This window comes from Neorhizobium tomejilense, assembly GCF_964254135.1.
In the GTDB taxonomy this organism is placed as follows: domain Bacteria; phylum Pseudomonadota; class Alphaproteobacteria; order Rhizobiales; family Rhizobiaceae; genus Neorhizobium; species Neorhizobium tomejilense.
Window position 1 is genome coordinate 4031573 of sequence record NZ_CAXUSO020000001.1, and the last position, 14836, is coordinate 4046408.

Genomic DNA, 14836 nt, shown 5'->3' on the forward strand with positions numbered 1-14836 from the left:
TTCCATCGTATCATTGCATCGGTAATTAGTGGAAATTGCGGCCTTTCGGCATGACGCTCCCTGGTCCGGCTTCGTAGGAATCGCGAGGCACCGCCTCCTTTGCACTTCCCCTGCGTGCCTCCTCCATTCCATTCGAGCGCCTCTTTTGACGATGGTCGCCGCTCGATTGCAGCGCCTCATCCGAGCGGGCCGATACGCCGAGCCGCTTTGCCTCCTTCTGCAGCAGACCCAGCATCGGGGTAATATCCTCGATATGCTCGACCACGGTATGGATGACGCCGCTCTGGCTTTGCAGCCTCCCCCGGATCTTCACCAGCCGCGCGCCCATCACGACCGGCCGGTAACGTTCGAAAATCTTCGACCAGACGATCGCATTGGCAACACCGGTCTCGTCTTCCAGCGTCATGAAAATGACGCCCTTGGCCGAACCCGGCCGCTGCCGGACGAGAACGATCCCGCCGATCGTCACTCTCTGCCCGTTCGGGACAGTCAAGAGATCGACGCTCCGGGTAATCCCCATCGCCTTGAATTCCTCCCGCAGGAAAGAGACCGGATGCGCCTTCAGCGAAAGCGAGAGATAGCGGTAATCCTCGACCACCTGTTCCCCGGGCAGCATTTCCGGAAGCTGGGCCTGTGGTTCCGGCCGGAGATCCGCATTGTCCCCAACATCAAATAGAGATCGGCTCTCGGTCGTCTTTTTTGCATCGAGACCACGAACTGCCCAAAGTGCCTGTCGGCGCGATAACGCAATATCTCCAAAGGCATCAGCATCAGCCAGCCGCTCGATAGCCGATTTGTCGAGACCAGACCGGATCCAGAGATCGTGGACGGACTCATATCCCTGCCCGCGATTGGCGATCAATTTCTTGATCATGTCCTCTTCTGCTAAGCCTTTGACCTGGCGGAAACCCAGTCGCACAGCATATCTCGTCCTGATAACATCCCGCATGGATTCGTGACGCTTATCGATCGCGGTTTTGTCGAAGGCGGTTTCTTCCAAGGTACAGTCCCATTCCGATTTGTTGATATCGACCGGAAGGATCTTAACGCCATGCTCCCGCGCATCGCGAACGAGCTGCGCTGGCGCATAAAAGCCCATTGGCTGCGAATTCAACATCGCCGTACAGAAAACATCCGGGTAATAGGCCTTGATCCAGGAGGATACGTAGACAAGCAAAGCGAATGACGCCGCATGACTTTCCGGAAAGCCGTATTCTGCAAAGCCCTGGATCTGGCTGAAGCAGCTTTCTGCGAATTCCTTGGAATAACGCTCGTTTTTCAGCATACCTGCAACAAAATCGTTCTTAAATTCCTCCACTCTTCCCGATCGCTTGAACGTTGCCATCGATCGACGTAGCTTGTCCGCTTTTTCAGGAGAAAAACCGGCTGCAGTTATTGCAATCTGCATTGCCTGCTCTTGAAAGAGAGGGACGCCTAGCGTGCGTTCAAGGACCTTTTCCAATTCCGGACTGGGATATTCGATCGGCTGTTTGTTCCGTTGGGCTTCGCGCCGTTTTAGATACGGATGGACCATGTTTCCCTGGATGGGACCAGGTCTGACAATCGCCACTTCGACAACAAGGTCATAAAATTTTTCGGGTCTCAGCCTTGGCAACATGCTCATCTGCGCCCGGCTCTCGATCTGGAAAACCCCGATCGTGTCCGCACGGCAGATCATGTCGTAAACAGCCTTCTCGGGCCGCTGCTGCAATCCGGCCAATGTCTCATTGACCTGATAATGCTGCTGCATCAGATCGAACGCTTTTTTGAGGCAGGTCAGCATGCCGAGCGCCAGCACGTCTATCTTCAGGAGCTTCAGGGTGTCGAGATCATCCTTGTCCCATTCGATCATGTAACGGCCCGGCATGGCCGTTTTCATGATCGGCACGATTTCGTCAAGCCGGTCGCGCGTGATCAGGAAACCGCCGACATGCTGGGTGAGATGGCGCGGGAAACCCATAAGTTCCTGCGCATGCGAAAGAACCTGTTTTGTCACAAAGTCGGCAGTGTCGAGACCCGCGGCTTTTGCGTCTCTTTCCGACGTGCCTTCATCCGACCAACCCCACACCGTGCTCGAAAGTGCCGCCTGTACATCCTCTGAGAGCCCAAAAGCCTTGGCAACCTCACGGCCGGCCATTCGGGTCCGATAACTCGTAACCGCCGCCGTCAGGCCGGCATGGCGAAAGCCATAATGCTGATAAATGTACTGGATCACCTCCTCGCGCCGCGCATGTTCAAAATCGACATCGATATCCGGCGGTTCGTTTCGTTCGGTCGAAATGAAGCGTTCAAAGAGCAGTGTCGTGGATGTCGGATCGACTTCGGTAATGCCGAGACAATAACAGACGCTGGAATTGGCCGCTGAGCCACGCCCCTGGCAGAGGATCTTCAACTCATAGCGGGCATGCCAGACGATGTGGCGAACCGTCAGGAAATAAGGCTCGTATTGCATCTCCTTGATGAGATTGAGCTCATACCTGATCTGCTCGGAAACCTTCTCGGGGATCTTATCCGGATAACGCCACCTGGCGCCCTCCCAGGTAAGACGCTCCAAGGTTTCCGATACGGTTTCACCCGGAACGCTCTCATCCGGGTAATTATGGCTAAGCTCATCAAGAGAAAAACGCAGGCGGCTGAAAAAACTTCGCGCGTTCGAAATCGCATCCGGATAAGCATGAAAAAGCCGGGTCATTTCGGCGGCCTGCTTGATATACCTCTCTCCGTTCGGGGCCAAGCGAAAGCCCGCTTCCTGAACCGTTACATGTTCACGAATGGCGGTCACGACGTCTGAAAGCGATCGCCGTTCAGGAAGATGGAAAAGCGGTAGGTTCGTTGCAATCAACGGCAGACGGTTTTGGAAAGCCATCCGAGAAAATATCGCAAAGATAAGTCTATCCCGCCCGTCATAGGTCGGCGACAGGGCGAAATAGATATTTCTGCCGAATTTTTCTCGATAGTCCTTCAGCTTTTTATTCAGGTCAACCAGATACCGGGCGTCTGCAGCACGCGAAAAATCCGGAACGACGGCGAGCATCATTTCTTCTTTGCACCATTCAAGAAGATCCCATTCCTCAAGGAGGCAGGAACCCTTCTCCGTCCTGAGGTTTCCGCGACTCAGGAGACGACAGAGATTCGCCCAACCCTTACGATTCAGGGGATAGGCCAGCACGTCCGGCGTATCATCGGCGAAGACGAGCCGTGCCCCCGGATAAAAGGCGCAAGGTTCGATCGCCTCTTCTTCGTCTTCTTTCCTGCCTTCCTTCTTCTGACGCTCGTAGGTCTCCTTCATATTCCGGACCTGACTATGGGCGCGCACTACCCCGGCAACCGAATTCCGATCGGCAATCCCAAGCCCGGAAAGGCCAAGCACACTCGCGGTAACAACCATTTCCTCCGGCCTTGCCGCGCCCTCCAAGAAGGAGAAGTTCGTCTTGGCGCCGATCTCGAAAAACGCGGGAGCGCCGGTCATGCGAAAATCCCGTGCACCCGCCAGGTCGGTGCAGCCTTGCCGGCAACGTAATGGCCTGCGCGGAAAATCCAGAAGCGGCGGCCAGCTTCACTTTCAAGCCTGAAATAATCGCGTTCCTCCACATCCTCCTCGTCATGCCACCATTCCGGCGAAATCCGCTCCGGCCCTTCGGCGCGGATGACTTCATGGACGATGCGGCGCCAGCGGAAACGCCGGGGAGGCCCATCCGGCACCGTTGCCGCAAAGGCTTCCACGAGCTCCGGATGCCTGAAAAGTCGCAAGGGCCGATCGCTTCTCGGCACGAAGGCGGAAAGCTCCCGGGTTTCTTCCCGGACGATCCGTGCCGCGATCGCCGGCACAAATATTTCCGCGCGCTCCGGCATATGGCTCTGTTTGGGGTCGGCGATCTGCAGACAGTCGGCCCCGAGCCGGGCCGAGACCCGGTCGATAAAATCGGCGAGCGAGATTTCGCTGTCACCATTGCCGGTGAAATCGCCCTGCGAGATCCTGAAGACGTCGTGCTGTAGTACGTTGAGACGCAGGAGCTCGAAACCAAAGCCTGCATCGAGGTCATCGTGCACGGCGTTCAGGCGCTCGGAAAACAGCGAAGAGATCCGTTTCGGATCCTGCAACGGCTGCGAGGCACCGGCGGCGATGCGAAACACCCGGCCATCGACCCGGAAAAGCACCAGTTCGAAAACACGCCCCCCGACACCACGGGCTTCCAGTTCCGATTTCAACGAAATGGCAATCTGGCCGGCCAGCTGCAGAATATGTTCTTCCGCCTGGATCGGTTCGGCGAGCCGTCGCTCGGCGGAAAGGGCAGCCACGGGACGGCGAGGCGAGATGGCTTCCTCATTGTGCCCGAGCGCCTGATCCAGCCGAAGCAATAGATGAATGCCAAAACGGCGAGCCAACGGCGCACGCGGCATCGGCAGAAGGTCGCCGATCCTTTTCAGTCCGAGCTTGTAGAGCGCTGCGATGGTGGCCTCATCGATACGCAAAGCGTTGACCGGCAGCGGCGCCAGCACCGCCTCCGTCACTTGGTCGGCAATCACGCCGCCGCGACCGAAGCGACAGGCGGCCCAGGACAGGCCTGGCGACGAGGAGATCGCCCCTTTGACATCGAATCCCATCTGCAAAAGTCGGCCAAGGATGTCCTTGAGCAGAGCCTCCTCGCCACCGAAGAGGTGGGTGCAGCCGGTTATGTCGAGAAACAGACCTTCGCGGCCGTCCAGCGCCACCAGCGGTGTATAACGATCGCACCAATCGGCGATCGCCTCAAGAAGGCCCTGGTCCGCCGCGCCATCCTCGTCCACCACGTCGATCTTCGGAAACATGGCGCGCGCTTCCGCCAACCCCTGCCCACGCTTCAGCCCGAGACGTTCGGAAACCTCGTCGAGCGCTGTGAGCCGCATGGCGTTTTCGCGCCGGCCGGCACAGAGGATCGGTGGATGATGTTCAGGACGCCCTTTCGAACGCCACGACAGCCCCCAGAGCCGGCGCGCGATCCTGTCGGTCGGCAGGTGCGGGAAGACGAGCGCCAGGATGCGCTGGCGGGTTGCGGAAAGAGAAAGCCTCTCCTGCCTCTCGGCCGAGGGAAAATTGACGGTCATGGGGATTCCACTCCAGAAGTAGGGATAGCGGAGCCGGGATGCGGCTCTTCTCCAGGGTCAGCCTGAAAACGGGATGACCGATGCTGCCGCCAAGCTCGGATCCCTCCGGAAGATGCCGGCGAGCCGCCGGCGCCGGTTCGACAAGGAAGCGGAACGAGGCGCTGCTTGCCTCCTCCTCTCCCGCATGCCGCAGCAGAAAGAGCGGCCGTCCCGCCGCCTTTGCCCTCAGACCCAGCCTGCGGCTTTCGGTGAGACCGAAATGCCTGGGGTTGCCCCGGATTTCGAGAATGATGGCGACAACAGCCCCGCTGGCCACCGCAGTCTCCGCAAGCCACAGGGCATCGTCCAGCTTGCGCGGAGAGGCGTAAAGAACATCCCGCTGGCTCAATCCGAACTGTTTGAGGCCGACGGAATAGGGAATTCCGGCCTCCTGCGTGGACACGACATCGCCGATCCACAGAACCGGCGCGTCGCCTAGTTGTCTCGCTTTCAGGTGAGAGGCCAGCGAGAGAGCAAAGCCGCTTGCTGCTCCGGCATCTCCCATCAGCAGCGAGCGGATTTCCGTGATGCCGTCGAGCGGCAGGCCACCTTCCAACGCGGTATCCATCGGCGGTATGCCGAATGGCAAACGCGGTTGATTATTCCTGGCTTTCTGGCCTTCCGGATCAGCGGCCAAGTCCGCCTGTTCCGCCGCGGCAAGCGCCGGGAGAGATTTTCCTTCCAATCTGGCGATCTGTTCGCGCAGGGCAAAAAGCGTCTCCTGCGCCGTGGCGTGCTCGGCCATGGCGTCAGCTCCATTCGTACACGTTCTCTTTATGTTCTTATGGATTCCAGAGCTGGCCGAAAGAGTCAACAGCCAAATCCTGGGAATCTTTTCCTCGGATCCTAGGCCAATGATTCTTCACTCGAAAAATATCGCGGGAGGTACTATATGGGCCTGATCAGAAGGAGAGCCTATGGCCCGCATCGACCAGACCGACGATTGGCAGGATCGCCACGCACCGACGATCAGCACGTTCGAGTCGTTGGCGATCGAAGCCTATGGTCATTTACCGGAGGAATTCCGGGCTCTCACCGTCAACCTGACGATCGAGATCGAGGATTTCCCGGACGACGACGTTTTCGAGGACATGGCGCTCGAGACACCCTTCGACCTGCTCGGCCTTTTCGAAGGCCGCGGCATTTCCGAGCGGTTCAACATGGAAACGGGCGAATTGCCGAACCGCATCCGGCTTTATCGCCGGCCGATCCTCGATTACTGGGCGGAAAACGAGGAAACCCTGGGCGATATCATCACCCATGTGCTGATCCACGAGATCGGCCACCATTTCGGCCTCAGCGACGACGACATGGAGCGTATCGAGGCCAGCGCCGACGAAGCTGCTCAGCGCTGATCCTCTCTGACTGGAGCTTATTGCTCGCCGAGCTTCATCTCGGGATCGTATTCCTTGCCGTGAACGGTTTTGGTCACCGCCTGGCCGCACTGCATTTCGCCGGTCGTGGCGTTGAAAGCGTAGGTCGGCGAACCGGAAAGTTCCCAGCCTTTGTTCAGCGCCGCCGTCACCTTGTGGCAGAAGGAAGAATCGTCGGGACCGCTGAGGAAGCGATAAAGTTTCATGGCGTTTTCTTTCGTTCGGCGATGATGCGTGCCTTGGCGGCAAGCTTTTCAGCCTCCACCAGGTGCAGCCGCTCGACCATCTTGCCGTTGAGGTTGATGACGTTGAGATGTTGCGCGTCCGGTTCCGCAAAGGCGGCAATCACCGCTTCCGCCTCTTTCACGGCCTGAGGATCCGGCCCGAAATGCCGGTTGGCAGGTTCGATCTGGGCCGGATGGATCAGCATCTTGCCGGAAAAGCCCATGGCGCGTCCCTGGGCGCATTCCGCCTCAAAGGCTTCTGCATCCTTGAACTCGTTGAAGACGCTGTCGATCACATCGATCCCATGGGCGCGGCCGGCAAGCACGATCTGCATCAGCCAGGGCACCAGATAGGCCCGACCGGGCTGCGGCAGCACGCCCGTCTCCTTGCGCAGGTCGTTGAGGCCGACCACGAAACACTGGAGCCGCTCGTCGACAGGGGCAATTGCCGGCGCATTCAGGACGCCCTTCGGCGTTTCGATCATTGCCCAGATGGCAAGATCGTCCGGAGCCCCGGCCTCGGACAGGATATCCGCCACCGCCTGGACCTGCGACATGTGCTCGACCTTCGAGATCAGCACCACGTCGGGAGAGACCTCGGTCACCAGGTCCATATCCGCCTTGCCGAATTCGGTTTCGAGCGGGTTGATGCGGATGACCGTTTCCCTGCCCCGGAGCGGATTTTCCTTAAACAACCGGCGCAGGTTGTCGCGGGCCTCCGCCTTCTTTTCCGGCGCGACGGAATCTTCCAGATCGAAGATCGCCGCATCGCAATCGAGGCCATGCACCTTTTCCAATGCCCTCGCATTGCCGGCCGGCACGCTCAGGATCGAGCGGCGAATACGAAAGGAGGCGGATTTGATATCGGTCAAGGCGATCATCGGCGCTTTGTGCCAATCTTTTTGGTCTGCGGCAATACTGCATGCCCAAAGCCCCTTGCAAGACAGGGCGGAAGGCTCCACATTCTTTGGTGAGAAAGGTATATACCATGCAAAATATTCGCGTCTTCTTCGTCATCATATCGGCCATCGCCGTGCTCGCCATGGCAGCACTTCTGACGGCTTCGCTGACCGTCGCCTTTGCCGGCATTCTCGCAGTTCTGTCCATCGGGCGTGCGCTTTCGGCGCGGCTGAAGCCGGTTCCGGTTCGGGCCAAGACAAGCAAGCGCGAGATGCGCGTCTGGAACGACGGCCGCGGCACGATCATCGACCTTTGATCGTTCTAAGCGCTGACTGAGACGAATACGCCGGTTTCCGGCGTGTTGGCGTACCGGTTCACGCCAAACAGGCCTTCAAATCTGCGTCGATTTGCTTTATGGCAGCTTCCGCAGATAAGTCCACCTGGAGGCAGATCATGGAAAAGTTCACCAAGCTCACCGGCGTTGCGGCGCCGCTTCCGGTCATCAATATCGACACGGACATGATCATTCCGAAGGATTACCTCAAGACCATCAAGCGTACCGGTCTTGGCAAGGGTCTCTTCTCGGAAGCCCGCTACAAGGACGACGGTTCTGAAAATCCCGATTTCGTGCTGAACAAGCCGGCCTATCGCAACGCCAAGATCCTAGTCGCCGGTGACAATTTCGGCTGCGGCTCCTCGCGCGAACACGCGCCGTGGGCGCTTCTCGATTTCGGCATCCGCTGCGTCATCTCGACGAGCTTCGCCGACATTTTCTACAATAACTGTTTCAAGAACGGCATCCTGCCGATCGTCGTCTCCCCGGAAGATCTTGAAAAGCTGATGGACGATGCCGAGCGCGGCTCGAACGCCATACTCTCGATTGACCTGGAAGCCCAGGAAATCACCGGCCCGGATGGCGGCTCGATCCATTTCGACATCGATCCCGGCCGCCGCCACATCATGCTCGAAGGCCTCGACGACATTGCCTCGACCCTGAAGAGCGATGCCGCGATCAGCACTTTCGAAAACAACAACCGAGCAGCTCGCCCCTGGCTCTGATTTCCGGAGCATCCTGATGGTCAAGCGGATTTCCTCCGGATCGCCCTTCGAAGCACGGATCGGCTATTCGCGCGCCGTGGTGGACCGCGACATGGTCTATGTCTCCGGTACCACCGGCTACGACTATGCCAGGATGGAAATGCCCGAAGACGCTGCCGCCCAGACGCGCAACACGCTCGGCACGATCGAAAAAGCGCTGAAAGAGGCCGGCAGCGGCCTCCAGGATATCGTCCGGGTGCGCTACTACCTCACCGACATGGCCGATTACGATGCCATCGTGCAGGTTCTCGGCGAGACCTTCTCCGAGATCCGGCCTGCGGCCACCATGGTCGTGTGCGGCCTCACCACGCCCGAAATGAAGATCGAGATCGAGGTGACCGCCCGCATCGGCGCCGGCAGTCCCTAAAACCTTTCCAGCCTCGTCCTTTGGCAGGCTCGGACGAGGTTATGCCAGGCGCGGAGAACCCGCGCGGGAGGACGCGAGGCTGCGAAACCGCAAGGACACCAAACGATATGGCAAAGAACCTCTTCCTCCTTCCCGGCGACGGCATCGGCCCCGAGGCCATGGGCGAAGTCCGCAAGATCATCGCCTATATGAACAGCGCCATGAAGGCCGATTTCGTCCTCGACGAAGGACTGGTCGGCGGCTGCGCTTATGATGCCCATGGCGCCGCCATTTCCGAAGAGGATATGAGCAAGGCCATGAATGCGGATGCCGTGCTTTTCGGCGCCGTCGGCGGCCCGAAATGGGAACAGGTTCCCTATGAGGTGCGCCCGGAAGCCGGCCTCCTGCGGCTGCGCAAGGACATGGAGCTGTTCGCCAACCTGCGCCCCGCCATCTGCTATCCGGCGCTTAGCTCCGCTTCCTCTCTGAAGCCGGAACTGGTCGAAGGCCTCGACATCTTGATCGTCCGCGAATTGACCGGCGGCGTCTATTTCGGCGAGCCGAAGGAAATCGTCGACCTCGGCAACGGCCAGAAGCGCGGCATCGATACCCAGGTCTACGATACCTATGAGATCGAGCGTATCGCAGGCGTCGCCTTCGAGCTTGCCCGTACCCGTAAGAACGCCGTCTGCTCCATGGAAAAGCGCAACGTCATGAAGTCGGGCGTGCTCTGGAACCAGGTGGTCACCGAGACGCACAAGGCGAAATATTCCGACGTCAAGCTCGACCACATGCTGGCCGATGCCGGCGGCATGCAGCTGGTCCGCGCTCCGAAACAGTTCGACGTGATCGTCACCGACAACCTGTTCGGCGACATGCTCTCCGACGTCGCGGCCATGCTGACCGGCTCGCTCGGCATGCTGCCGTCCGCATCGCTCGGCGCACCCGACGCCAAGACCGGCAAGCGCAAGGCGCTTTACGAGCCGGTCCACGGTTCGGCGCCAGACATCGCCGGCACCGGCGTTGCCAACCCGATCGCCATGATCGCCTCGTTTGCGATGTGCCTGCGTTACTCGTTCAACATGGTCACGGAAGCCGACAATCTCGAAAAGGCGATTGCCAACGTGCTCGATCAGGGTATCCGCACCGGCGACATCATGGCCGAAGGCGCCCGCAAGGTCGGCACCGCCGAGATGGGCGATGCAATCCTCAAGGAATTCGCAAGCCTCTCCGCCTGATACACCGATCGAGGTGCCTTTCCGTCGCGGCGGAAAGGCACCTCGACATTGCGCTCGGCATCCCGCTACCCATATTGCGGAATCTATGGGAAGAAGCGGCGCGGGATCGGTCCCGCGCCACGGAAGAGGCCGATGAAACGAACAATCGAAAAACTGAAACATCGGCGGTATCGCCATCCATCCGGACCGCCTTCGCCGCGATGGTTGCCTTATGCGCTGGTCACGATCAACCTGATCCTGATCGCCTTTTTCCTGCTCGATGCCCCGGTTGGCTCCTATGCCGCCCATACGCCCAACGTGCTGCTGCCGATCGGCAAAGCGATTACCGATTTCGGCACGTCCGGCTGGATCCTTTTTGCGGCAGCGCTCCTCTTCTTCGAAGCCCTCGCCGTTATCCGGCTCGCGCCCGGCCTGAAAGCCCGCTTCCAGGCGATGCTGGTCAGCCATATCGCGGCTTATATCTTTGTGGCCGTTGCCGGTTCAGGCCTTCTCGTCAACCTGGTGAAGCGCATCATCGGACGCGCCCGGCCGGGGCTTTACGAGCAATGGGGCTTTTACGGTCTCAACCCTTTTTCCGGCTCCCGGTTCGAAAGCTTTCCTTCCGGCCACGCAACCACGGTCGGGGCATTCCTGATGGCGCTGGCGCTGCTCGCTCCGCGCTACCGCCTGTTCTTTCTGATCATGAGCTTCTGGCTCGGCTTTTCGCGCGTCATCGTCGGAGCCCATTATCCGAGCGATGTGATTGCCGGCCTCTCCTTCGGCGCCTGGTTCTCGGTGATCATGGCAATCGTATTTTCCCGCTACGGGCTGCTCTTCCGGCAGGAGCCTGACGGTTGGCCGGTTCCGCGCCGGCCCATTCCTCTCCTCCTGCGCCCCAATCGGGCGACAGTGCCATTTCCGCTCCGCGGCATTCCGCCGAAGCGGGAGGCAGGCGAAAACACCAATGACCTGACATGAAAAAGCCCGGCGCAGAGAACTGCGCCGGGCTTTTCATTTTGGCGGGTTTGCCGGGGGAAGAACCCCGGGACCGAAACCCTTATTCGGCGTGGATGTCCCGGTCCTTGGTTTCCGGCAGGAACAGCAAGCCGATTACCAGCGTGATGCCGGCAAATACGATCGGATACCAGAGACCATAGTAGATATCGCCCTTGGCGGCACTCATCGCGAAGGCCGTTGCCGGCAGAAGACCGCCGAACCAGCCGTTGCCGATATGGTAAGGCAGCGACATGCCGGTGTAGCGGATACGGGTCGGGAAGAGTTCGACCAGCAGTGCCGCGATCGGGCCGTAGACCATGGTCACGTAGATCACCAGAACCGTCAGGATGGCGATGATCGTCACCCAGTTGACCGCCTGCGGGTCTGCGACCATCGAGAAGGCGCCGGAGTTCGGGATGGTATAGACTGCCATCTCGGTCACGCCAGTGGCTTCCTGTGCGGTCAGCAGCTTCTGCGTGACCAGGTCAGGACCCGTGACCGAAGCCTTGGTGCCGGCGCGAATGGCGGCGGCATTGAGCTTCAATTCCGGATTGGCTGTGATGAAGGCATCCAGCTTTGCTTCCGGAACCTTCGAAGCCGCGCGCGCCAGGGGATACCCGCTCGCCTGCAGTGCGACATTCACCTGCTTCTGGAAGGAAGCATCCTTGGCCTTGGCGTCAGCGCCGGATGCGATGGCGTCATAGCTGGTGATCGTCGAATTGCCGATCTTCACCGTGGCCGGCGTACCGGCTGGACCTGCAACAACCTCGTAAGGGACCGAATTGCGGGTCAGGAACGAAGTCGCGATGTCGCAGGACGTGGTGAACTTTGCCGTACCAGTCGGGTTGAACTGGAATTTGCAGTCGCCAGGAGCTGCCGCAACCGTCGCACGCACGGTTTCCTGAGCTTGAGCCAGGGCAGGGTTACCTGCCCAGGTCATTGCCTTGAACAGCGGGAAGTAGGTCACCATCGCCAGGAGCAGCCCAGCCATGATGATCGGCTTGCGGCCGATCTTGTCGGAAAGCCAGCCGAAGAAGACGAAGAAGCCGGTGCCGAGAAGAAGCGAAGCAGCAACCATCAGGTTCGCGGACTGCGCATCGACCTTGAGAATGTTCTGCAGGAAGAACAGGGCGTAGAACTGGCCGGAATACCAGACGACGGCCTGACCGACCACTGCACCGAACAGAGCGAGAAGCGCGATCTTCGCGTTCCGCCATGTGCCGAACGCCTCTGTGAGCGGAGCCTTGGACCCCTTGCCTTCTTCCTTCATTTTCTTGAAGGCGGGCGACTCGTTCATCTTCAGACGAATCCAGACCGAAACGCCGAGCAGGATGACCGAGAGAAGGAACGGAACGCGCCATCCCCAGGCAGCGAATGCTTCACGACCCATGGCCATCTGAACGCCGAGAATGACGACCAGCGACAGGAAGAGGCCGAGTGTGGCCGTGGTCTGAATCCACGAGGTGAAGAAGCCGCGCCGGCCATGCGGCGCATGTTCCGCCACGTAGGTCGCGGCACCGCCGTATTCGCCGCCGAGCGCCAGGCCCTGAAGCATGCGCAGCGCGACCAGCAGGATCGGAGCGGCGATGCCGATGGACGCTGCGCCGGGCAGTACGCCGACCAGGAAGGTCGAAAGACCCATGATCAGAATGGTGACAAGGAAGGTGTATTTACGGCCAACGAGGTCGCCAAGACGGCCGAACACAAGCGCGCCGAAAGGACGGACAAGGAAGCCCGCCGCAAAGGCCAAGAGGGCAAAGATGTTCCGGGTCGTTTCCGGATACTGGCTGAAGAAGGCTGCCCCGATAAAGGTGGCCAGTGAACCATAGAGATAGAAATCGTACCATTCGAATACGGTGCCGAGCGAAGAAGCGAAGATAACCTTCTTCTCTTCCCGCGTCATCGGTCCGGCTTTTGCGCCGTCCGTAATTGCGACATCTGCCATTGTCGTCCTCCCTCAAGATGAAAATCGCGTGCCGACTCCAAGCCCGTTTCCTCCAGGGCCTGGATATGGCGACGCATTGTCGCAGATTGCCAGAATTCAAGGGCTAAGGAGAGCGATGCTTTGGGATTATGACTTTCGTCTAATATCGCGCCTGCCGTGCACAGCGGATGCTGCGGCGCGGCATAATGGCAATGCGGTGCATCACCTGCGTCAGCCATCGCTTGACTCGCTCTGAAAATCTTTTAAACAGCTTCGCGAACGGGAAGACACCCACATGCGCGCCTGCGAATTCCATATCGCTGCTTCCGCACTGCCGGCCATCCAGGCTGCGCAGCGGGCGTGTTTTGCCGCTTTCTCCAAAACCAAGGCCAAAACGACGACGAAAACCGTCTGACGTCTCTGGCCGCCGCTCTCTCCCCGGATGGCCGGGGACAAGGAATTCCGCGAGTTGATCGCGGCTTCCCCCTCACCAGATCGAGGAGAGACAGAAAGAGAGCACAAAATGGGTTTCAAGATCGCAGTCGCCGGTGCAACCGGCAATGTCGGCAGGGAAATGCTGACGATCCTTTCCGAGCGCGGCTTCCCGGTCGACGAAGTCGTGGCGCTGGCATCCGCCCGTAGCCAGGGAACCGAAGTTTCGTTCGGCGACCGGACGCTGAAGGTTTCCAACCTGGAAAACTACGATTTTTCCGACACCGATATCTGCCTGATGTCGGCAGGAGGCGAGGTTTCCAAGAAGTGGTCGCCGAAGATCGGCGCCCAGGGCTGCGTCGTCATCGACAACTCGTCCGCCTGGCGTTACGATCAGGACGTTCCGCTGATCGTTCCGGAAGTGAACCCTGACGCAATCTCCGGCTTTACCAAGCGCAACATCATCGCCAATCCGAATTGCTCGACCGCTCAGCTCGTAGTCGCCCTGAAGCCGCTGCACGACTTCGCCAAGATCAAGCGCGTCGTCGTCTCGACCTACCAGTCGGTCTCCGGCGCCGGCAAGGAAGGCATGGACGAGCTCTTCACCCAGACCCGCGCCGTCTTCGTCGCCGATCCGGTCGAATCCAAGAAGTTCACCAAGCGGATCGCCTTCAACGTCATCCCGCATATCGATAGCTTCATGGAAGACGGCTATACGAAGGAAGAGTGGAAGGTTCTCGCCGAAACCAAGAAGATGCTCGACCCGAAGATCAAGGTCACCTGCACCGCCGTGCGCGTTCCGGTCTTCATCGGCCATTCGGAATCGGTCAATATCGAGTTCGAAAACGAGATCAGCGCAGACCAGGCCCGGGATATCCTGCGCGAAGCTCCGGGCTGCCTCGTCATCGACAAGCATGAAAACGGCGGCTACATGACACCTTACGAATGCGCCGGCGAGGATGCCACCTACATTTCCCGTATCCGCGAGGATGCGACGGTGGAAAACGGCCTCAATATCTGGGTCGTTTCCGACAACCTGCGCAAGGGTGCCGCGCTCAACGCCATCCAGATCGCCGAATTGCTCGTCAATCGCGGCCTGATCAAGCCACGCAAGGCTGCTGCCTGATAAATAATAAATTTATTAAGCATGTTCCGATAGAAACCCCGTCAGAAATGGCGGGGTTTTTCTTTCGAATCACTCA

The 14836-nt window shown here is 59.3% G+C and carries 14 protein-coding genes; 7 read left to right on the top strand and 7 right to left on the bottom strand.

Annotated elements, in window-relative coordinates:
- Positions 1-25 precede the first annotated feature (25 nt).
- The 3 genes from ACSQ3G_RS19880 to ACSQ3G_RS19890 are packed head-to-tail and all read right to left on the bottom strand — an operon-like array spanning position 26 to position 5869.
- Positions 26-3469, bottom strand: a complete 3444-nt coding sequence (locus tag ACSQ3G_RS19880) for an error-prone DNA polymerase (protein ID WP_436111260.1) — start codon at positions 3467-3469, stop codon at positions 26-28.
- On the bottom strand, positions 3466-5019 hold the full coding sequence (locus tag ACSQ3G_RS19885) for a Y-family DNA polymerase (protein ID WP_436111745.1): 1554 nt from the start codon (positions 5017-5019) through the stop codon (positions 3466-3468). Before ACSQ3G_RS19885 ends, ACSQ3G_RS19880 begins: the two co-directional genes overlap by 4 nt.
- A complete protein-coding gene (locus ACSQ3G_RS19890; protein ID WP_436111261.1) occupies positions 4931-5869 on the bottom strand; it encodes an ImuA family protein in 939 nt (312 codons plus the stop codon). The genes ACSQ3G_RS19885 and ACSQ3G_RS19890 overlap by 89 nt, the downstream gene beginning before the upstream one ends.
- A gap of 172 nt (positions 5870-6041) precedes the next feature.
- Here ACSQ3G_RS19890 and ACSQ3G_RS19895 point away from each other — a divergent pair, with 172 nt between their 5' ends.
- Positions 6042-6479, top strand: a complete 438-nt coding sequence (locus tag ACSQ3G_RS19895) for a metallopeptidase family protein (RefSeq protein WP_038547261.1) — start codon at positions 6042-6044, stop codon at positions 6477-6479.
- Between the two features lie 17 nt (positions 6480-6496).
- Here ACSQ3G_RS19895 and ACSQ3G_RS19900 read toward each other — a convergent pair whose 3' ends face one another.
- Both ACSQ3G_RS19900 and ACSQ3G_RS19905 read right to left on the bottom strand, forming a co-directional pair.
- A complete protein-coding gene (locus ACSQ3G_RS19900; RefSeq protein WP_007764402.1) occupies positions 6497-6703 on the bottom strand; it encodes a DUF1737 domain-containing protein in 207 nt (68 codons plus the stop codon).
- Positions 6700-7602: an HpcH/HpaI aldolase/citrate lyase family protein gene (locus ACSQ3G_RS19905; RefSeq protein ID WP_436111262.1), complete on the bottom strand. Its 903-nt coding sequence runs from the start codon at positions 7600-7602 to the stop codon at positions 6700-6702. The genes ACSQ3G_RS19900 and ACSQ3G_RS19905 overlap by 4 nt, the downstream gene beginning before the upstream one ends.
- Before the next feature lie 107 nt (positions 7603-7709).
- Between ACSQ3G_RS19905 and ACSQ3G_RS19910 the strand changes: the two genes are divergently transcribed.
- The 5 genes from ACSQ3G_RS19910 to lpxE all read left to right on the top strand — a co-directional run bounded on the left by ACSQ3G_RS19910 (position 7710) and on the right by lpxE (position 11260).
- Positions 7710-7937, top strand: a complete 228-nt coding sequence (locus tag ACSQ3G_RS19910; RefSeq protein WP_105404424.1) for a hypothetical protein — start codon at positions 7710-7712, stop codon at positions 7935-7937.
- A 137-nt stretch (positions 7938-8074) separates the two neighbouring features.
- Complete coding sequence (gene leuD / locus ACSQ3G_RS19915) at positions 8075-8680, top strand: 3-isopropylmalate dehydratase small subunit (protein ID WP_046634664.1); 606 nt, start codon at positions 8075-8077, stop codon at positions 8678-8680.
- Positions 8681-8696: 16 nt separating this feature from the next.
- The gene (locus ACSQ3G_RS19920; protein ID WP_046636724.1) at positions 8697-9086 is read left to right on the top strand and encodes a RidA family protein; all 390 of its coding nucleotides are present in this window, start codon (positions 8697-8699) and stop codon (positions 9084-9086) included.
- A 107-nt stretch (positions 9087-9193) separates the two neighbouring features.
- Positions 9194-10303 carry a 3-isopropylmalate dehydrogenase gene (leuB, locus tag ACSQ3G_RS19925; protein ID WP_436111263.1) on the top strand — a complete coding sequence of 370 codons (1110 nt, stop codon included), beginning with the start codon at positions 9194-9196 and terminating at the stop codon, positions 10301-10303.
- Positions 10304-10435: 132 nt separating this feature from the next.
- The gene (lpxE, locus tag ACSQ3G_RS19930; RefSeq protein ID WP_436111264.1) at positions 10436-11260 is read left to right on the top strand and encodes a lipid A 1-phosphatase LpxE; all 825 of its coding nucleotides are present in this window, start codon (positions 10436-10438) and stop codon (positions 11258-11260) included.
- Between the two features lie 79 nt (positions 11261-11339).
- Here the strand turns inward: lpxE and ACSQ3G_RS19935 are convergent, their stop codons facing one another.
- Both ACSQ3G_RS19935 and ACSQ3G_RS19940 read right to left on the bottom strand, forming a co-directional pair.
- Positions 11340-13223, bottom strand: a complete 1884-nt coding sequence (locus ACSQ3G_RS19935; protein ID WP_436111265.1) for an MFS transporter — start codon at positions 13221-13223, stop codon at positions 11340-11342.
- The gene (locus ACSQ3G_RS19940) at positions 13178-13441 is read right to left on the bottom strand and encodes a hypothetical protein (protein ID WP_436111266.1); all 264 of its coding nucleotides are present in this window, start codon (positions 13439-13441) and stop codon (positions 13178-13180) included. The genes ACSQ3G_RS19935 and ACSQ3G_RS19940 overlap by 46 nt, the downstream gene beginning before the upstream one ends.
- 284 nt (positions 13442-13725) lie before the next feature.
- Here ACSQ3G_RS19940 and ACSQ3G_RS19945 point away from each other — a divergent pair, with 284 nt between their 5' ends.
- Positions 13726-14760 carry an aspartate-semialdehyde dehydrogenase gene (locus ACSQ3G_RS19945; protein WP_105440045.1) on the top strand — a complete coding sequence of 345 codons (1035 nt, stop codon included), beginning with the start codon at positions 13726-13728 and terminating at the stop codon, positions 14758-14760.
- Positions 14761-14836: the final 76 nt, after the last annotated feature.